This window comes from Nocardia colli, from assembly GCF_008704205.1.
In the GTDB taxonomy this organism is placed as follows: domain Bacteria; phylum Actinomycetota; class Actinomycetes; order Mycobacteriales; family Mycobacteriaceae; genus Nocardia; species Nocardia colli.
Genome location: NZ_VXLC01000047.1, coordinates 40,110 through 58,230, shown reverse-complemented (window position 1 = coordinate 58,230; position 18,121 = coordinate 40,110). Strand labels below are relative to the sequence as shown.

Genomic DNA, 18,121 nt, shown 5'->3' with positions numbered 1-18,121 from the left:
AGCCGGGCTGCGGCAGGATATAAGTCGATAGCGTTCGTGATGGGGGTGGGTATGCGCGAGCAATTGGCGTGGGTTGTCGGTGTGCTGCGGATCGCCGCCGTCACATCGGTGGTGCTGGTCGGCACGGCTTGCGCGGGATCAGACGACAAGCCGGATGCCGGGCTGGACAAGTTCTATCGGCAGTCTTTGCAGTGGAGTTCGTGCGCGGACCTTCCGGGTGGCGGCGAGATCGCCGAGGCGGGGTTCCAGTGCACCCGGGTGCAAGTGCCGTTGGACTACGCCAAGCCCGATGGCGCTACCGCACAGATCGCCATCTCACGACGTCCGGCCGGTGGTGACCGGGTCGGCTCGCTGCTCACGAATCCCGGCGGCCCGGGATCCCCGGGTCTGGCGTTCGCCGCCTACTTGGCGAAAACGCCGATCGCGCAACGCTTCGACCTGGTCGGCATCGATGTACGCGGACTGGGCGCGTCCACACCGAAGGTGACCTGCTTGACGAAGCAGGAGTTCCAGGCCGAACGCAACGACCTCGACATCGACATGTCCCCCGCCGGCATCGCACAGACCGAACAGGAAAACCGCGACTACGTCGCCAAATGTGTCGACCGCACCGGCCTCGAAGTGCTCGGCCATGTCGGAACCGCCGATGTCGCAAGGGATTTCGATGTCATCCGGGCGGCACTCGGGGACCAGAAGTTGAACTACCTCGGCGGGTCCTACGGCACGCGACTCGGCTCGACCATCGCCGAACTGTTCCCGGATCGCATTCGCGCGATGGTGCTCGACGGCGGCGTCGACCCGGCGGCCAACATGATCGACCCGATCGGCATGTCGACCGGATTCCAACACGCCTTCGAGGCGTACGCCGCCAGTTGTGCTGCCGCGCCGGGCTGTCCGCTCGGCGCCGATCCCGCGCAGGCGCGGACCGCGTTCCGGGCGCTGATCGATCCGCTGATCGATCACCCCGCCACCACCGCCGACCAACGCGGACTCGGCTACAACGACGCGCTGAGCGCGATCATCAATTCGCTGTACAGTCCGCTCCTCTGGCCGGGCATCACCCAGGGCCTCACCGAACTGACCCAGGGGCACGGCGACACCCTGCTGAGCATCGCCGACATCATCGCCTCACCCGAGGTGGTCGAACGGGATGTGCAGACCGCCGTGCTCTGCGGTGAAGAGACCCGGGTGACCGATCGAGCAGCCGCGGCCGATCTCGACCGCCGAACCCGTGCTGCCGCACCGGCATTCGACGACGGCCGGGCGACCGGTCAGGCGCCGCTGGACGTGTGCGCCTTCTGGCCGCTGCCCACCGTGTCCCAACCGCACACGCTCAACGTGCCCGGTTTGCCGCCGGTGGTCGTCGTGTCCACCACCGGCGATCCCGCCACGCCGCATCAGGGCGGGATGAACCTGGCCCGCGACCTGCACGCCTCGCTGATCACCTACGAGGGCGTGCAGCACGGGGTGGTCGGCCAGGGTGTTGCCTGTGTCGACGAACCGGTGCTGCGGTATCTGGCCGATCTGACCCCGCCCGCACCAGATCTGCGCTGCGTCGCGGCGGGCTGACGCGCACCGGAATCCGCCAGCCGAACAGCGATGATTTCGCTGATAGCGCAACAGATTCCCGGAACGTCGTCGCACACCTACGGTTAGCGCATGCAGTCACCGATCACAGGCACCGCAGCCGGCGTTCCGTTCACCGCACTGCCACCGGCGGGCGACGGACCCGCGCCGTTGATCGTCACCTGGCACATGCTGGACGCGCCGCGCACGGACGCCGCGTTCGCCGCCGCGCTGCCGATGCACGATGTGCCCGCGTGGCGGGTGCATCTCGGCATGCCGATGTGCGGGGCGCGCATGGTCAACGGTTCCACGGACGCCATTGTGGAGCTGTTCACCAAGGACCCGCTGATGCTGTACTTGGCCCCGTTCGTCCGGCAGGCGACCGAGGAATTCCCGGCCGCCCTGGCATCTGTTCGTGAACAGTTGCCGGTAGCCGACGGCCCGATCGGCATACTCGGCGCCTCACTCGGCGGCGCGGTGGCCCTGCGCGTCCTCGCCGAGACCGACACCCCGATCTTCGCCGCCGCCATCCTGAACGCCGCCGTCCGCATGCGCTCGGTCGTCGACATGTTCCCCGGCCCGTACCCGTACGACGCCGAGTCCGAGCAGGCAGTCGACAACCTGGACTTCGTCGCCAAGGCCGGCGCGATAACCGGCCGCGCACCCTTGCTGGTCATCAGCGGCGAACTGGATCACCCCGCACTGCGCACCGACGCGGCCGACCTCGTCACCGCCGTAGGCGACGGTGCCGAACTGCTGACCATCCCCGGACTGGCACACCCCCTCGCCGACGAGCCCGGCCTCGAACCCGCACCACAGTCACCTCAGGCCCGCGCAGCAGACGCCGAGCTCACCACATGGTTCAACCGTCAGCTCGCCGCAGGCAGGTAGCGCCCGGGTCCAAGCCGCATTTGATGCACGAACCGTCCTCTTGATTGATGTTGCAGCATTCGTCAGGAGGACGTTCGGTGCGTCAAGTCAGGTCAACGACCTTTGGCCCGTGCCTGATACGTCCGCAGAAACTGCGTGCGGCCGTCAGCTGACGGTTGTCAGCGGCGTTGCAGCAACCACCACAGGGCGAACCGCCCACCGCCGGAGCGTCCCCGGAATAACCCGAGACCATCAGCTGGCACGTCGTCAGCGGCGACGCAGCAGTCGCCAGAGTACGAGCACGCCCAGCGCGGCGAGCGCGGCAGTGGGTGCTGGTTGGCGGCGTGCTGCAGCGAGTAGTGAGCGCTGTTGTCCCGCAACGGGTTCGGGTGTGACCGCACCGAGGCGTTCGGTGGCGGCGCGGGCATTCGCTGTCGCCTCGTCGGTTCGTTCGACGGCTTGTCGGATAGATTCGGCGGCTTTTTCCCTTGCAGCTGTGGCCTTTTCGTCGTCCGCGTGCTGCGCCTCGGTGTTCCCCGCTGCCGGGTTGCGCGATTCTTCCGCGGCTTTCGCTTCGGCCCGGTGCACGACCTCGACCGCCTTCTCCTCAGCGATCCGGCGCATTTCCGCGGTCTTCTCCTCCGCGCGATGTTCGGCCTCGGCCGCCCTCTCCCGGGCGGCGTCGGCTACCTCGTTGAATCTGTCGCGCTCGGGACGGTCTGTGTGACTCATCATTTCCTCCTGTCTGCTGTGGAGTCGTCCACCGATGGCACGACGTCTTCAGCGCCGCTGTGCTTTTCGGCTTCCTCATCGGACATCGAGCGGGTGTCGCGGGGCGGCAGGAACGGTTCCTCGTCGGCCGGCCAACCTTGCTCGATGCGCCGGCCGCGGGCGAGTTCGGCGTCGAATTCGGCGCCGAGCAGGACGGCGACGTTGGAGAGCCACAGCCACACCAGGAAGACGGCGACGCCGCCGAGGGATCCGTAAACCTTGTTGTAGGAGCCGAAATTGGCGACGTAGACGGCGAATCCGGCGGACGCGGCGATCCACAGCAGCACGGCGAGCACGCTGCCGGGACTCATCCAGCGGAAGCCGGGTTGCTGCGCGTTGGGCGCGGCCCAATACAGCAGCGCGAACGCCAAACTGACCAGCACCGCGAGCACCGGCCATTTCGCGATGTCCCACACCATCACTCCGGCCGACCCGACACCGATCCACCGGCCGAGCCGTTCGGCGATCGAACCCGTGGCCACAACACCGATGGCGCACAACGCAAGTAGCACCACCATCGTCGCGGTCAGGCCGACGCGCACCGGGACCGTCTTCCAGATCGGCCGTCCCTCTTCGATGTCGTAGATAGCGTTGGCGGCCCGCATGAATGCGCCGATGTAACCCGAGGCGGTCCACAACGCGGTGCCGAGGCCGATGATCGCGAACGGACCGGACAGTTGCGGCGAATCGTGCAGTTGGTTGATCGCGTCGACGAGAAACGCTGTGCCACTGCCGGGTCCGATCTCCCGGATGGTGTCGACCAGCGACTGGGTGGCAGACGTTCCGAGCGCCCCCAGAATCGCAGTGAGCACGATGAGGCCGGGGAAGATCGACAGCACGCTGTAATAGGTAAGTGCCGCAGCCCAATCCATGAGGTTGTCGTCCAGGAACTCTGTCACGGTCCGCCGCAGCACGCCCCACCAGGAGCGCCAGCGCAGCACCGACGGCCCCTTCGACCAATCGACCAAGCGGTGCACGCGCCGCGCCGCGGCCTGCTTCGGCATGCCCGTTACCTCCCGATCGGGGAGCGGATACCCGGGTGCCGCGCAAGCAAACTCGACGCGCTACAGGTTGCGCACCATCTCGTATTCGATCTGCGGTTCGCCCGGCCGGACGAACCCGCTCACCCCGGTGCGCACGAATCCGTGCCGCAGATAAAGCCGTTCGGCCACGGTGTTCCCGTCGGCGAACTCCAGCCGCACCACCTTGTGCCCGCCCGCGCCGGCCCAGTCGAGAACCGCGCGGACGAGCATGTCCGCAACCCCGGTGCCACGCGCCTCCGGCGCAACCCACATCGAAATCAAGTGCACGCCATCATGTTTGAAATCCGGCATACCCGCAACCGTGCCGAGCTCGACCCCGTCGGCGCTGGCCACGAACTGCGCCCGATCGACCAGCGCCGCCCGCCAATCCGCCTCGGTGCGCGCCTGCGCCTCGGCCAGCGTCGACCCGAAGAACTGCGGGGAGTCGGCCAGCGCCCGCAACCGGACCCGCCGGAACACTTCCCACTCGTCGGCGGTCAACAGCCGGAGGTCGATCGTCGAGATGTTCACCCAATTTTTCTACTTGCCGGGCCGCTGCCAGCGCAAACGGTTTTGGCGAGGGCAGGATCAACCCGCCTGTCCGGCACGCAATCCGCTGAATTCGACCGCGGCGAAGATCGCGACCACCGCCGCTCCGATGAACATGAACGCGACGCCGAGACCGGTCAGGTCGATCAGTCCGGACAGCGTGAGCACGACCATCCCGACCGCCGACAGCGCGTTCACCGCGACAACCGCGCACGCCTGACGGAACGGGATCTCCGGCGCACCCGCGATGAGCAACAGGGCGAGGGCCCCGCCGAGCATGGCGACCCCGAACGGGATCGACCAGGCCGTGGGCAGGCCGAGGGGGTCACGCAGGACCACCGCGCCGGCCAGCAGGACGACTCCGAAGGCGCCGGTGCTCCAGCCGTCGACACGCAGCGTGGTGCGCAGGAAATCGGTGCTCAGCGCGGGTTGGGTGGCTTGGCGGGTCGTGCTCATATCCAGCTCCTGGTCTCGAGTCGGCAGGGCCGATCGGCTCCCGGAACCCAACCTTGCCGACGTGAGGTGAGCGTCTCAATAACCTCCGAGGTCATGACCGCGCGACCCAACCGGTGATTAGCCTGCTCAGGTGGCACAACCTCGACTGGAAACCCGTTCGCAGGCCGGCCTGCTGCTGCGCGAGTGGCGGCAACGCCGCAGGCTCAGCCAGCTCGACCTGGCGCTGCTGGCGGACACCTCGGCCCGGCATCTGTCGTATATGGAGACCGGCCGCGCCAAACCGAGCCGCACGATGGTGCTGCGCCTGTGCGAAACGCTGGAAGTGCCACTGCGCGAACGCAATACGCTGCTGCTGGCCGCCGGCTACGCACCGGCCTACCGGGAGAGCAGTCTCGACGACGCGAACCTGACCTCGGTGCGGAGCGCGCTGGAGACGATGCTGACCGCGCACGAGCCGTACCCGGCGGTGGTCGTCGACCGGCTGTGGAATGTGGTGACCGGCAATGCGGCGATGGCCGTGCTGATGCATGGCGTCCCGGAGCATCTGCTGCTACCGCAACCGAATGTGTATCGCCTGGTTCTCCATCCCGAAGGACTGGCATCGAGACTGGCGAACCTGAGCCAGGTCCGAGAGTTGTTCTTGGAGCGCCTGGTCCGGCAGGTCAGCGCGAGCGGCGACCCGCAGCTGACTGCGCTCTACGACGAGGTTCGCCGCTATCCGCTGCTCCCCGATCTCCCGGGCGAACCGAAAACCGAAGCCGCGCAACCGAGCCCGTTCGAGGTCCCGATCCGCATCCGCACCCCGATGGGCGAGATGTCGATGTTCAGCACGATGGCCACCTTCGGCGCACCCGCCGACGTCACCCTCTCCGAGCTGGCGATCGAATTGTTCTACCCCCTGGACGAATTCACCGCGACCGCCCTGCGTGCGCTGGCGGCCGCGGCGAATCCCCGATCCGATTAGATGAGCTGGAACCCGGCCCCGACGCCGCCCTGCGCGTTGATCGCGGCGAGAATCACCAGGATCGGCTGGAAGAACGCGGGCGAGTGCAGCGGGTTGGCGGCCGTGGTGCACGGCACGTCGAAGCCGACCGGGCCGAGACCGGTGAGCCGGCCCTGGTTCATCCCGACCAGCCGATCGCCGACGACCACCGGACCACCGGAATCGCCCGGCTTCGAGCAGTATTGGTTGATGCTGGTGCCCTCGAGCTGACCCCACACGACGCCACAGTCGGTGCCGGTGGTGCGGCCGCTGGAGCACACGGTGGCGCCGGGGCCCGGGGCCTCGCCGACGCCGGCGATGGTGGTCGGGCCGACGGTGCGCACCGGGGTGATCTTCGCCGGATCGAGTTGCAGGACCGCGTAATCCAGCGACTCGGCGTTGTCGGAGAAGGCGACCGTGCCGAGCACACCGGCCTCGGGCGTCTGCTCCGAGATCACCCTGGCACCGGTGGGCGCGCAGTGACCCGCGGTGATGCCGACGAGCCTGCCCGCGCTGTCGTGCCCGATCGCGGTCAACGAGCACACGGAGTTGTTGTCGAATGCGATGCCGGAGCTGCCGCCCAGCACCGCGGTCGGCGCCGCCGACGCGGTGCCCGAAGCCCCGACGACCACGGACGCGATGGCCGCCGTCGCGAGCGCCATCGACCTGAATCTTGTTGTCACTTCTCTCCTTTTCGAAAAAGCGAGCACGGCACTGACTGCCTTGCTCGCCCGGACCGGGGAGGGAACCGCCCCCGACACACTCTGCGGTCGCCGGATCAGCAAGCGAATTCGCCTGCGCAGAGGAATTTCATCGACGCTGGTTATCTACTGGCTAACTCAGCATTGACATGCGGCAGGCGGGTCCGCAACAGACCTGTGCGCTGTGCCACGATCGATCCCCGAGTGAGACCCGAGCCACACGATGGCAGATCGGCTCTGAAAAACGTTCGCCCGAACTGACTTTCACCCTCACCCAACCCCAGCTGCGGCCGAATTGCCCGGCCGACGAGACTCAACTGTTATACGCCGCGCAACCGCCGCACCGCGAATCCTGGCGGAAACCACCAGGCCGGCCAGGGCTCGCGAGACACGACCACCTCATCCTCGGCAGATGCTGACACAGCAGGATGACCGTCGCCGAGCTTCCGGCGACGGGTAGGTGAACATGGCGGGTCGAGCGCATGGCGAGGCCCGAAGATGTTGGAACAACGGACAATTCGCCCAGCGACTACAGGTACGAAGTGTCGTTCACCAGACGCACCGATGAGCCGCCGTCGGGATAGAACTCCGCGATCGACAGCGACGCCAGATCCAGATGCAACCGGTACAGCAGCGACGGCCCCACCCCGAGCGCCAGCTGCAACAGCGTCTTGATCGGCGTCACATGGCTGACCACCAGCAGGTTCGCGCCCGGATACAGCCCGACCAGGTCGCGCCGGACCGCGTCGACCCGCTCGCGGACCTGGTCGAAGCTCTCCCCGCCCGGGGCGGGCAGCGACGGGTCGCCGAGCCAGCGGCCGTGCAGTTCCGGATCGCGCTCGGCGGCCTCGAGGAAACTGAGGCCCTCCCAATCGCCGAAGTCGGTCTCGATGAGGCCGTCCATCACGGTGAGCGGCGCGCCCAGCGCGGTGGCCGCGGCCTCGGCGGTATCGCGGGCCCGGCTCAACGGCGAGGTCAGCACTGCGGAGATATCGCCTTTGGCGGCAAGCATTTTCGCGGCGCGCGCGGCCTGCTCGCGACCGAGTTCGGTCAGCGGTGGGTTGCCGCGGCCCGAATAACGGCGCTGCACCGAAAGTTCGGTCTGACCGTGGCGCAGGAGCAGCAGCCGGGTCGGACGACCCGTGGCTCCGGTCCAGCCGGGCGCGGGTTGCGCGGCGACGGCCGAGACGACCGGATCCGCTGCGGGCTCGGGCTTTTCGGCCTCCCGCGCGGTGCGCACCTCGTCGACCAGGTTGCCGTCGTCCATCGCCTCATTCGCGAGGCGGTCGGCATGGGAGTTCTCGGCGCGCGGAATCCAGGTGAAACTCACCCGTTCGAACCCGGCGACGAGCCGGCGGGCCCGGTCGGCGAGCGGAATCATGGCCGCGTGCTTGACCTTCCAGCGGCCGGACATCTGCTCGACGACCAGCTTGGAATCCATCCGCACCGTGACGATCTCGGCGCCGAGTTCGGCCGCCGCCTCCAAACCGGCGATGAGGCCGCGGTATTCGGCGACGTTGTTGGTCGCGATACCGATGAACTCGCGCCGTTCCGCGAGCACCCGCACATGGTCGGCGGCGAAGACGACCGAGCCGTAGCCCGCCGGTCCCGGATTGCCGCGCGAACCACCGTCGGCCTCGACGATCACTTCGCGTTCGGTCACCGCAGGGCCCGCCGCGCACGGGCGATCACAGCCCCGATTCCTTGGTGCGCACGAGGATCGCCCCGCACTCCGGGCACCGCACGACCAGCTCGGGGGCGGTCTTCGCGATCCTGGCAATCTCGCCGCGATCCAGCTCGATCCGGCACGCGCCGCACCGGCGGGCTTGCAACAGCGCCGCGCCGACGCCGTGCTGGGCGCTCTGGCGGTCGTAGATCGCCATCAGGTCGGCCGGGAACAGTGCGATCAGCTTGGACCGGTCGGCGTCGCACCGACCCTGCGCCACCTCGAGATCGGCGAGGGCCTCGTTGCGCTGGGTCTGCGCGTCGGCCAGTTCCTGCTCGGTCTTGTCCAGCCGGGCGCCGGCGTGCTGGTAGTCGTCGGCCGAGGCTTCCCGCTGCTCCATCACCTCGAGCAGCTCGTCCTCGAGCACCGAGCGCCGGCGCTCCAGGCTGCCGAGTTCGTGCTGGATCTCCGAAAGCTGTTTGGCGTTCACCGATCCGGCGGTCAGCATGCCCTTGTCGCGCTCCTCGCGCTTACGGACGGCGTCGACCTCGCCTTCCAGCTTGCGGATGTCGCGATCGAGGTCGTCCAGCATGATCTGGACGGCGACGGCGGCATCCTTGTGTGCGTTGCGCTCGGCCTCCAGCCGGGCCACCTCCTGCTGTTCGGGCAGCACGGTGCGGCGGTGCGCGATCCGCGTCAGCTCGGCGTCGACAGCGGCGAGCTGTAGCAGCTTGGCCTGGATCGGTGGGTCAACATTCAACGCGGACAAACTCCTGGACGCTGTGGATGGGTCGGTGTTCAACCGTACCCCGCCGACCCGGCCCCGCTGACCGACGCCGCACCAATCGGTGCGGCCGACTCGGTTGCCCGGGCGTGGCCGCGGTCACGGGCAATATCGCGGCTACGCGCGAGCCCGGTTACGCGGGCGCGCGGGTCTTGATCGCGTCCCTGGAGACGAAGACGTCGTATTCACCGGGGACGGCGATCACCGCGTTGCCGTAGGCGGAGCGCACGAACGGCTCGGTCCACCAGCGGCCCTCTCGCATGTCGGTGAAGAAGTCCTGGTCGCCGTCGTTGAGGAAGATCTGATGCTGGGTGGGTGACACACCGTCGAGACGCTGGCCGTACAGCCGGCTGATCTTGTAGCCGGAGTGGAAGCCGAGCGCGTTCACCCAGGGCTCCAGCTCGACGATGCCGGACTGCAGCACCCACATGTCGCCCTCGACCTGGTACTTCAGCTGCTGGTCGTCGTGCTGGTCGTCGCCGTAAAGGGTGAGGTCGACATCGAGCAGGTGTTCCTGGCCCGGCACCTGCTTGGCCACCACATGCGCCGCCTTGATTTCACCGGTCAATCCGAGATAGGTCTGCATCAGCGTCGCCAGCCACAGCAGCAGCACCGCGACCAGCAGCAGCACCAGACCGCTGCCGCCGCGCGCGACCAGCGCCCGCATCCCGACCCGGCGCGCCCGCAGCAGTCCGGACACGAGCAGCGCGACGCCGACCAGAAGGATCAGGATCAATCCGACCTGAACGATGCCGAAGTTCACCGGGAAATTCATGCGGTAGTTGTACCCCCGGAACGCCGGTCGACTCGCGGAAACCACGCTCCGCGTACACCAATCGGGCAGACACGCCACGACACGCCGTAGCGCGGTATGGTCAGCTGCGTCACAATTCGAATTCTCGGGGGTTTTGCATGTTGATCTGGGGTTGGCGTCGGTACGTCACGCGGTTGGCCGTACTCACTCTGGTGTGCGGGAATTGTGGCAATCCGGCCGCGCACACGCTGCACAAGTTGGTCACCAAGTTCACGCTGTTCTTCATCCCGCTGATCCCGTTGAGCACCAAGCATTCGTTGCAGTGCACCTGGTGCGGGGTCGAGTCGAATCTGGTGCAGCAGCAGGTCACCGAGCTGCTCGGGCAGGCGCAGGCACAGAACGTGCAGGGTGCACAGCAACCTGTGGATCCGTCTTGGCAGGGACAGCAGCCGCGCAATTATTGAGCTGATCGCTGGCGCGTGGCGGGTAAGCCGGTCGGGGATGTCCGGCAGCAGCCGCGCGATAACTGGGCTGATTGGCGCAGCTGCCGTGGGCGAGATGTCCGGCGGCAGCGGCCGCGCGACTGTTAGGCGTGATCGGGCTCAGCTGGGGCGGGATGTCCGACAGCAACCAGCGATTGGTCTGATCAGGCGTCTGTAACCGGCGGGCCCGATGCCCGGCAACAATCGACCATCGCCCTGATCAGACGTCAGCAGCCGGCGGACGCGCACCTGGACTCAAAGACCATCGGTCCGACGGGCGTCAGCAGCCGCCGGGCGGGATGCCCGGCAGCGGCAAGCGGCATCAGGCCTGATCAGCCCCTAGCGCTGATTGTCCACGGATCGGTGCGCTGCGTCGAGACGCGGGTCTCCAGAGTGGGTAGGGCGGCTTTAACAACTCCTTCTGCCTGTGCGCACCAAGGGAATTCGGTGGCCCAGTGGGCGGCGTCGATGAGGGCGGGGCCGCCTTTGCGGAGGTGTTCGTCGACCGGGTGGTGGCGGAGGTCGGAAGTCACGTAGGCGTCAACGCCGTGGCGGGTCACCGCGTTCAGGTAGGAATCGCCTGCGCCGCCGCAGACGGCGACCTTGTAGATGGAGCGGTCCGGGTCGCCTGCCGCGCGGACGCCCCACACGGTCGGCGGCAAGGCTGCGGCGACTCGATCGGTGAAGGCGCGCAACGACTCCGGGGCGGGCAGGGTGCCGATACGGCCGATGCCGACGGGCGAGGGCAGCGGGGCACGTTCGGTGATGTGGTAGGCCGGATCCTCGTAGGGGTGGGCGGCGCGCAGGGCGGCGAGGATGGCGGAGCGGGCGGCGGGTGGGGCGATCACTTCGAGGCGATCCTCGTCGATGTGCTGGAGTTCGCCGATCGTGCCGATGGATGGATTCGCTTGTGCGACAGGACGGAACTGACCTACTGCGGGGACGCGGAGCGCGCAGTCGCGGTAGTCGCCATTGCCACCTGCGCCGGCGGCGAACAGGGCAGCGAGCACCTCTTCGGTGTGTGACCGCGGCACTTGGACGATCCAGTTGTCCACGGAGGCTTCGGGTTTCGCGTCGATCGGACCGATGACGGTGAGACCGATGGCGGCTGCCAGTGCGTCCGAGACGCCCGGGTCGGCCGAGTCCGCGTTGGTGTGCGCGGAGAACAGTGCGCAACCGGAACGGATGAGCCGGTGCAGCAGTGCACCTTTCGGCGTATCCGCCGCAACAGTGTCCACGCCGCGCAGCAACAGCGGGTGGTGCACAACCAAAGCCTGTGCCCGCCAATCGATCGCCTCATCGACCACACCGGCCGTCACGTCGACCGCGAACAACACCCGGGTGACCTCGTCCCCCGGATCACCCGCGACAAGCCCGACCGAGTCCCACGACTCGGCCAGCTTCGGCGGATAAGCCGCGTCGAGCACCTCGATGAGATCCGCCAGCGTAGTCATTGTCCACCCTCCTCAGTTCCAGTCACACACTGCCGCAACAATTTTCCCGAGTACAACGCGGTGTCCAGAATTCGCACCGCATCCGCTGCCCAGCCCATCGAGCCGCGTGCAAGCGTCGAGCCCCGCCGCAGCGTGTGCATCGAGGTTACGAGCGCCTTCGGTTAACGCAGGCTCGTCTGTCGTCCGAATCGTGGATACCGGAGGACCTACCTCATCGACGCCACCGCGCATCGGTGGATGGTTCGATCGGACGCCGGGCACGGCATCGGTGCGGCGGGCCGCGCGCCATGCGACACCGTCTTCGGCTGAGATACTCACCGCAGATTCGCCGTTCGAATTGCGGCTATCAGTTGGTCTACTTCCGTGGCACCGCGCACCGCCACCCGCAGGTGGTTCGGGCCGAGACCGGGGAACGTGTCGGCGCGGCGGACGGCGATGCCCTTGTCTGCCAAGTGTTTTCGGAGTAGTTCTCCGTCGGGGACATGGAGGAGCAGGAATGGGGCCTCGGCCGGGGTGTGCACCTGGACGCCGAGTTCGGTGAGGCGAGCGATCATCGCGTCGCGTTCGGTCGCGATGGTCTGGGCGCGTCGTTGTTCTTCCGCGATGGCAGCGGGTTCGGCGGTGGCGGTGATCGCCTCGAGTTGCAGGGTGCCGAGGGGCCAGTGCGGGCGGCCGTGATTCAGGCGCGTCAGGAGTTCGGGGGTGCCGAGGAAGTAGCCGCAGCGGAGTCCGGCGAGGGCCCAGGTTTTGGTGAGGCTGCGCAGGACCAGTAGGTCGGGGGCTGTGGAGCCGGCCAGTGATTCGGGTTCGCCGGGGATCGCGTCGGCGAACGCCTCGTCCACGACGATGATCCGGCCTGGTGCGCGCAGGGCGTGGATGGTCTCGGCCGGGTGCAGGACCGAGGTGGGGTTGGTCGGATTGCCGAGTACGACGAGGTCGGCTTCGGCGGGGACCGCGGTCGGATCGAGGGTGTACGGCGGTTCGAGCAGCACCCTGCTCACCTCGACGCCGGCCTCACGCAGTGCGAGTTCCGGCTCGGTGAAGGACGGGTGGACCACAGCAGCCAGGCGGGGTGCGAGGCGTGGCAGCATGGCGAAGCCTTCGGCGGCGCCGGCCAGCAGGAGAACCTCGTCCGGGCGGCGGCCGTGTCGTGCCGCGACTGCGCATCGGGCGGTGTGATCTTCCTCGGTGCTCGGGTAGCGGCCGAGGGTGTCGAGCCGGGCCGCGAGTCGCTGCCGCAGCCAGTCCGGCGGCGCGCTGCCCTGCACGTTCACCGCGAAATCGAGCATGCCGGGGCGAGCGTCCACGTCGCCGTGGTGGCGCAGTTTCGCGGGATCGACGCTGTCCTCGGGCACGAGATCACACCCTACGTGGCGGGCCCGTAGGTCGACCGGCCAGAATGGCTGTCGTGGGTGAGCTGCATGTGTCGTTCGTCTGTACCGGCAACATCTGCCGTTCGCCGATGGCGGAGAAGATCTTCGCCACGCATCTCGACCGCGCGGGACTGGCCGATCGGGTGCGGGTGAGCAGCGCGGGTACCGGTTCGTGGCACGTCGGCGACGAGGCGGACTCGCGCACGAACGCGACGTTGCGCAAGTACGGCTATCCGACCGGCCATGCCGCCGCAGCCCTCGGCGCCGATCATCGCGACGCGGATCTGTTGATCGCGCTGGACACCGGGCACGAGCGTGAGCTGGCGCGGCGCGGTGTGCCGTCGGATCGGCGCAGGTTGCTGCGCAGTTTCGACCCGGACGCCGACGGGTCCGACGTGCCCGATCCCTATTACGGCGACATCGCCGACTTCGAACTGGCCCGGGATCAGATCGAAGCGGCGATGCCCGGCCTGCTCGATTGGGTGCGCGAGGCGCTCGGCGAGCCCGTGGCCGACGGGCGCGGCTGATGCGCAAGCTGACCTTTCTGCTACGGCCGAGTTGGGTAATTCTCGCCGCGGTGGTCGCCGTGTTCGCTTACCTGTGCTTCACAGTGCTCGCGCCGTGGCAGCTCGGCAAGAACACGACTACTTCGCATCGCAACCAGCTGATCGCCGACTCGGTCGGGGCCGCGCCGATCGACATCACCACCGTGCTCGGTAGTTCGGCCGACGACGACTCGCACACCGAATGGCGCAAGGTCACCGCTGCGGGCACCTATGTTCCGGACTCCACGGTGCTGGTCCGGCTGCGACATCTCGACGGCGCTCCCGGCTATTCCGTGCTGACCACGTTCCGGTTGGACGACGGACGTGTCCTGCTCATCGACCGTGGACTCGTCGCGGCAGTAGACGGCTCCCGCCCGCCGCCGATCCCCGACCCGCCCGCCGGCCCGCAGCGGCTCGAGGCCAGAGTCCGGATGTCCGAAGGCATCACGCCCGGCAAGGACCCGTCCGTCCAAGACGGCTACCGGCAGGTCTACTCGATCGACACCACCCAGGAAGCCGCCTTCCTGCAACAACCCCTCACCCCCATCCCCACCGGCGAACGCGGCGGCTACCTCCAGCTCGACGAAAACCAGCCCGGAGTCTTCACTCCCACCCCCCTTCCCCAACTCGACGCAGGCCCCTACCTCTCCTACGGCCTCCAATGGCTCGCCTTCGGCATCATGGCCCCCCTCGGTCTCGGCTACTTCCTCTACGCCGAACTCCGCGAGCGCCGCCGGGAAAAGGTAAGCCCCACAACCCAACCCGCCGAAGCCGTAGCCGCTACCCCACCCACTCCCGCAGGCACCGAATCCCCCACACCAACTCCGGCCGCCCCGCCGACAACCGAAGCGCGCCTGGCCGACCGCTACGGCCGCGGGCGCGACTGACTCGGTTCGACAACCTGCGGCCGCTCAACGGTTCGCATCACCCGCCGCCTCGAGCCCCGACCACCTTCGACGGCAATCGAATCCGCCATCACGCCAACGCCGGACCGCGATCTCCTCGGACGCGTCTATCCCGACCGTCACGCTCGGCCTTCTAGCAGACCAACCACGGACGATCGCGGCAATCATGGGGTTCCCCGTGGCAACCGAAGCGCGTCCACCGACCGGTACAACTGCCGGCCCGACTTGGAAGCGCGGATGTCCGTAGCCGAAGGCGCGGATCGCGGAATCTTTTCGACCGATCGGGGGCGGCCCCGCTGGCGGTCCAGGGTCGTGACTGTGGGAGAACTAGCTGCGCAGTGCGGCCCAGAGGGCGGCGATGGCGAGGGCGGCGAGTTGTACAGACTCTGACATGTGTACGGCGCGGTGGAGATCGGCGACAGTGGGGGCGGGGCCGTCGCCGAGGGTGGGGCGGAGTTCGGTGCCGTGGCGGTATTGGGTGCGGCCGCCGAGGCGGACGCCGAGGGCGCCGGCCATGGAGGCTTCGACTACTCCGGCGTTGGGGCTGGGGTGTTTTGCGGCGTCGCGGCGCCAGGCGTGCAGGGCGGTGGCGCGGCGGCCGCCGACGACCGGGGCGAGGGCGACGGTGAGCAAGCCGGTGAGGCGGGCGGGGAGGAGGTTGGCGAGGTCGTCGGTGCGGGCGGCGGCCCAGCCGAAATTGTTGTAGCGGTCGTTGCGGTAGCCGATCATGGCATCGAGGGTGTTGATCGCGCGGTAGCCGAGCAGGCCGGGTACGCCGGCGATGGCGCCCCACACCAGCGGGGCGACCGTGGCGTCGGAGGTGTTCTCGGCGATGGATTCCAGTGCGGCGCGGGCCAATCCGTCGGCGTCGAGGACCTCGGGATCGCGCCCGCACAGCGAAGGCAGCAGAGCCCGCGCGCCGTCCATATCGCCGGCCTCGAGCCGATCCGCCATCTCGCTACCGGCCCGCGCCAAACTGCGACCACCGAGCACCGTCCAGGTTGCCAACGCAGTCACCGGCAACCCCAACCCGCGGACCCCGACCCCCAACCCGACCACACCGCCCACCAACAGCACCTCGTGCAGCACCCCCGCACTACGCCGATCCGCATACGTCACCGATTCGAGCGAACTTGCCGCCGAACCGAATCCAGCCACCGGATGCCACCGCCGCGGATCCCCCAACACCCGATCCAGCACAAACCCGACCACCAACCCAGCCGCCGTAGACATCCCCTTCTGCACCCACCGAGCGTATCCGCTCCCCCACCCACCCCACCCCCGATACCCAACGGGACCTGACAGCGCTCCCTCCCGCACAACCCCACCACCCCGTCCCGCTCGCAACAAGAGTCGCTACTGACCAACGAGCCAACTCCGGTCCAGCACCCCGAACGCCCAATGCCGCCCACCGAACGGGACACGATGGCGCTCCCTCTCGCACAACGCCACCACCATGTCCCACTCGCCGCCAAGGCACGCTGGCTCGTACGCGAACACCCCAACGGGACCTGACGGAGCTCGCACTCGAACGATCCTGCCGACATGTCCCGCTCGCGGGCAGGCTGACGAGCGTGTCTCGCCCATCCACTCGGGACATGGTGGTGCGCTCGCTAGAACGATGCCTCCACCGCATCCGGTCACCGCCGACATGGGAGAGGGCAACGCGACGGGAAAACTCGCGTGCGGCAGGCGAAACGGGCGGCTTCCCAGCGCCGCCGACGTGGCGGAGTTACGGACCGCTCCACATGCGCCGGGCCAATCCATACGAGGCGAACCGAGCCTCAGGTCTCCTGCCCAACGGGACATGGCGATGCTCCCTCTCGAACGATGCCTCTGCCGTGTCCCGCTCGCGACGACGGGTCCGACCGGCGGACGGATTGGGTGGGTTTTATGGGTTGCCGAGGGCACTAGTGACGCGGACCTCGCTGGTGGTGGGCGTGTCGGGTTGGGAGTGGTCGGCGTGTCACACTCTGGTTCTCTGCGTCGTCAACCTGGTGACGCACTCATTGGACTCACGCCCCGGCGGGGCGGAACGATCGAACGGCGAACAGCAGTGACTTCGGAACAGCCTTCTACTCCGGAACCTCTCGACCAGGCCGAACTGGCTCGGCGGTTCGAGGAGCACCGGTCGTATCTGCGCAGGCTCGCCTACAGCACGCTCGGCAGTCTCACCGATGCCGACGACGTGGTGCAGGAGGCGTGGCTGCGGTTGCAACGCCAGTACGAGGCGGGCACCGCGGGGCAGATCGAGAACCTGCGCGCCTGGCTCAGCACCGTCACCGGGCGGCTCGCGCTGGATCAGCTGGGGTCGGCCCGGGCGCGCCGCGAGCAGTATGTCGGCGAGTGGCTGCCGGAGCCCGAGGTCACCAGCTGGGACGATCCGGCGGACCGGATCACCCAGGACGAGCGGGTGACCACGGCGCTGCTGGTCGTCCTCGAATCGCTGTCACCCGCTGAGCGCACGGCGTTCGTCTTGCAGGACGTGTTCGGGATGACCGGTCCGGAGGTCGCCGAGGTGGTCGGCCGCACCCCGGCCGCCGTGCGGCAGCTCGCCTCCCGCGCCCGCAAGCGGGTCGAGGACGGCACGCCACGCTTCCCCGCCTCGGCCGACGAGCAGGAGAAAGTCGTCTCGGCCTTCGCGGTCGCCTGGCGTTCGGGTGATCTCAGCGCGCTGCTCGGCGTGCTCGACGCCAACGTCAGCCTGACCGCCGACGGCGGCGGCAAGGTTCCCGCGATCCGGCAGCCGGTGCACGGCGCCGAGCTCATCGCGAAGATGCTGCTCGGTTGGTACCACGCACCGTCCGCGGCCAACGGCTGGGGACGCGCGGTGCTGGTCAATGGCGCGCCCGGCCTGGTCGTCTTCGACGGCAACCACACCGGAGTGTTCGCCTTCGTCATCGACAACGGCCGCATCGTCGCGATCAACGTCGTCCGCAACCCCGACAAGTTGCGCGACCTCCCCACCAGTGGTGAGCCCGACTGGTACCTCGGCGCTACTGCCACCGAGGACGAGTAGTCCAGGCGCGCAACGTTTGTGTCTGCCGCACACCCTCGCTACCAGGTGTGCGGCAGACACGGCGAGAGATCCCACCGGTCGTGTTCAGACGAATAGCCCACACACGCAACGCCTGTATCAGCCGCGCACCCTCGGCACCAGGTGCACGGCTGACATAACAAGCGCAGACGTATCACCACGTTCACGAGCAACGACACATGGTGGCAGCATCGGCTGCGAGAC

18 protein-coding genes are annotated in these 18,121 nt (G+C 68.1%); 7 read left to right on the top strand and 11 right to left on the bottom strand.

The window, feature by feature from the left end:
• The first annotated feature begins 51 nt into the window (after window positions 1-51).
• Window positions 52-1,569, top strand: coding sequence for an alpha/beta hydrolase (locus F3087_RS44210; RefSeq protein WP_223885819.1), 1,518 nt, complete (start codon window positions 52-54; stop codon window positions 1,567-1,569).
• 90 nt (window positions 1,570-1,659) lie between these two features.
• Entirely contained in the window at window positions 1,660-2,457 is a 798-nt protein-coding gene (locus tag F3087_RS44205) for an alpha/beta hydrolase family protein (RefSeq protein WP_150408182.1), read from the top strand.
• A gap of 246 nt (window positions 2,458-2,703) precedes the next feature.
• Here F3087_RS44205 and F3087_RS44200 read toward each other — a convergent pair whose 3' ends face one another.
• The 4 genes from F3087_RS44200 to F3087_RS44185 are packed head-to-tail and all read right to left on the bottom strand — an operon-like array spanning window position 2,704 to window position 5,234.
• Window positions 2,704-3,168, bottom strand: coding sequence for a hypothetical protein (locus F3087_RS44200; protein ID WP_150408181.1), 465 nt, complete (start codon window positions 3,166-3,168; stop codon window positions 2,704-2,706).
• Entirely contained in the window at window positions 3,168-4,211 is a 1,044-nt protein-coding gene (locus tag F3087_RS44195; RefSeq protein WP_150408180.1) for a YihY/virulence factor BrkB family protein, read from the bottom strand. The genes F3087_RS44200 and F3087_RS44195 overlap by 1 nt, the downstream gene beginning before the upstream one ends.
• Before the next feature lie 60 nt (window positions 4,212-4,271).
• Complete coding sequence (locus tag F3087_RS44190; RefSeq protein WP_223885818.1) at window positions 4,272-4,760, bottom strand: GNAT family N-acetyltransferase; 489 nt, start codon at window positions 4,758-4,760, stop codon at window positions 4,272-4,274.
• A gap of 57 nt (window positions 4,761-4,817) precedes the next feature.
• Complete coding sequence (locus F3087_RS44185; protein ID WP_150408179.1) at window positions 4,818-5,234, bottom strand: hypothetical protein; 417 nt, start codon at window positions 5,232-5,234, stop codon at window positions 4,818-4,820.
• Between the two features lie 130 nt (window positions 5,235-5,364).
• Between F3087_RS44185 and F3087_RS44180 the strand changes: the two genes are divergently transcribed.
• Window positions 5,365-6,198: a helix-turn-helix domain-containing protein gene (locus F3087_RS44180; RefSeq protein ID WP_223885817.1), complete on the top strand. Its 834-nt coding sequence runs from the start codon at window positions 5,365-5,367 to the stop codon at window positions 6,196-6,198.
• Here the strand turns inward: F3087_RS44180 and F3087_RS44175 are convergent.
• The 4 genes from F3087_RS44175 to F3087_RS44160 form a co-directional block, all read right to left on the bottom strand.
• Entirely contained in the window at window positions 6,195-6,899 is a 705-nt protein-coding gene (locus tag F3087_RS44175) for a S1 family peptidase (RefSeq protein WP_223885816.1), read from the bottom strand. The genes F3087_RS44180 and F3087_RS44175 overlap by 4 nt on opposite strands.
• A gap of 547 nt (window positions 6,900-7,446) precedes the next feature.
• A complete protein-coding gene (locus F3087_RS44170; RefSeq protein WP_150408178.1) occupies window positions 7,447-8,580 on the bottom strand; it encodes a bifunctional RNase H/acid phosphatase in 1,134 nt (377 codons plus the stop codon).
• Window positions 8,581-8,605: 25 nt separating this feature from the next.
• Window positions 8,606-9,343 carry a zinc ribbon domain-containing protein gene (locus tag F3087_RS44165; RefSeq protein WP_150408177.1) on the bottom strand — a complete coding sequence of 246 codons (738 nt, stop codon included), beginning with the start codon at window positions 9,341-9,343 and terminating at the stop codon, window positions 8,606-8,608.
• 157 nt (window positions 9,344-9,500) lie between these two features.
• On the bottom strand, window positions 9,501-10,142 hold the full coding sequence (locus F3087_RS44160) for a hypothetical protein (RefSeq protein WP_150408176.1): 642 nt from the start codon (window positions 10,140-10,142) through the stop codon (window positions 9,501-9,503).
• Window positions 10,143-10,279: 137 nt separating this feature from the next.
• Between F3087_RS44160 and F3087_RS44155 the strand changes: the two genes are divergently transcribed.
• A complete protein-coding gene (locus tag F3087_RS44155) occupies window positions 10,280-10,585 on the top strand; it encodes a zinc ribbon domain-containing protein (protein WP_150408175.1) in 306 nt (101 codons plus the stop codon).
• 350 nt (window positions 10,586-10,935) lie between these two features.
• On the opposite strand, the gene F3087_RS44150 is transcribed toward F3087_RS44155, so the two are convergent.
• The gene (locus F3087_RS44150) at window positions 10,936-12,057 is read right to left on the bottom strand and encodes a Nif3-like dinuclear metal center hexameric protein (protein ID WP_150408174.1); all 1,122 of its coding nucleotides are present in this window, start codon (window positions 12,055-12,057) and stop codon (window positions 10,936-10,938) included.
• Between the two features lie 314 nt (window positions 12,058-12,371).
• Complete coding sequence (cobC, locus tag F3087_RS44145) at window positions 12,372-13,412, bottom strand: Rv2231c family pyridoxal phosphate-dependent protein CobC (RefSeq protein ID WP_150408173.1); 1,041 nt, start codon at window positions 13,410-13,412, stop codon at window positions 12,372-12,374.
• Window positions 13,413-13,456: 44 nt separating this feature from the next.
• On the opposite strand from cobC, the gene F3087_RS44140 reads away from it, so the two are divergent.
• Complete coding sequence (locus F3087_RS44140) at window positions 13,457-13,957, top strand: low molecular weight protein-tyrosine-phosphatase (protein WP_150408172.1); 501 nt, start codon at window positions 13,457-13,459, stop codon at window positions 13,955-13,957.
• Entirely contained in the window at window positions 13,957-14,862 is a 906-nt protein-coding gene (locus F3087_RS44135) for an SURF1 family cytochrome oxidase biogenesis protein (RefSeq protein ID WP_150408171.1), read from the top strand. Before F3087_RS44140 ends, F3087_RS44135 begins: the two co-directional genes overlap by 1 nt.
• A 345-nt stretch (window positions 14,863-15,207) precedes the next feature.
• On the opposite strand, the gene F3087_RS44130 is transcribed toward F3087_RS44135, so the two are convergent.
• Entirely contained in the window at window positions 15,208-16,113 is a 906-nt protein-coding gene (locus tag F3087_RS44130) for a cobalamin biosynthesis protein (protein WP_150408170.1), read from the bottom strand.
• An 823-nt stretch (window positions 16,114-16,936) separates the two neighbouring features.
• Here F3087_RS44130 and sigJ point away from each other — a divergent pair.
• Window positions 16,937-17,899, top strand: a complete 963-nt coding sequence (gene sigJ / locus F3087_RS44125; protein WP_150408169.1) for an RNA polymerase sigma factor SigJ — start codon at window positions 16,937-16,939, stop codon at window positions 17,897-17,899.
• The last annotated feature ends 222 nt before the right edge of the window (window positions 17,900-18,121 follow it).

What these genes read in the sequence shown, in the direction of transcription:
- F3087_RS44130 (WP_150408170.1), bottom strand. Translation starts at nt 16,113, where the DNA reads ATGTCTACGGCGGCTGGGTTGGTGGTCGGGTTTGTGCTGGATCGGGTG.
- F3087_RS44150 (WP_150408174.1), bottom strand. Translation starts at nt 12,057, where the DNA reads ATGACTACGCTGGCGGATCTCATCGAGGTGCTCGACGCGGCTTATCCG.
- F3087_RS44135 (WP_150408171.1), top strand. Translation starts at nt 13,957, where the DNA reads ATGCGCAAGCTGACCTTTCTGCTACGGCCGAGTTGGGTAATTCTCGCC.
- F3087_RS44160 (WP_150408176.1), bottom strand. Translation starts at nt 10,142, where the DNA reads ATGAATTTCCCGGTGAACTTCGGCATCGTTCAGGTCGGATTGATCCTG.
- F3087_RS44155 (WP_150408175.1), top strand. Translation starts at nt 10,280, where the DNA reads ATGTTGATCTGGGGTTGGCGTCGGTACGTCACGCGGTTGGCCGTACTC.
- F3087_RS44195 (WP_150408180.1), bottom strand. Translation starts at nt 4,211, where the DNA reads ATGCCGAAGCAGGCCGCGGCGCGGCGCGTGCACCGCTTGGTCGATTGG.
- F3087_RS44210 (WP_223885819.1), top strand. Translation starts at nt 52, where the DNA reads ATGCGCGAGCAATTGGCGTGGGTTGTCGGTGTGCTGCGGATCGCCGCC.
- F3087_RS44140 (WP_150408172.1), top strand. Translation starts at nt 13,457, where the DNA reads ATGGCTGTCGTGGGTGAGCTGCATGTGTCGTTCGTCTGTACCGGCAAC.
- F3087_RS44205 (WP_150408182.1), top strand. Translation starts at nt 1,660, where the DNA reads ATGCAGTCACCGATCACAGGCACCGCAGCCGGCGTTCCGTTCACCGCA.
- F3087_RS44200 (WP_150408181.1), bottom strand. Translation starts at nt 3,168, where the DNA reads ATGAGTCACACAGACCGTCCCGAGCGCGACAGATTCAACGAGGTAGCC.
- F3087_RS44185 (WP_150408179.1), bottom strand. Translation starts at nt 5,234, where the DNA reads ATGAGCACGACCCGCCAAGCCACCCAACCCGCGCTGAGCACCGATTTC.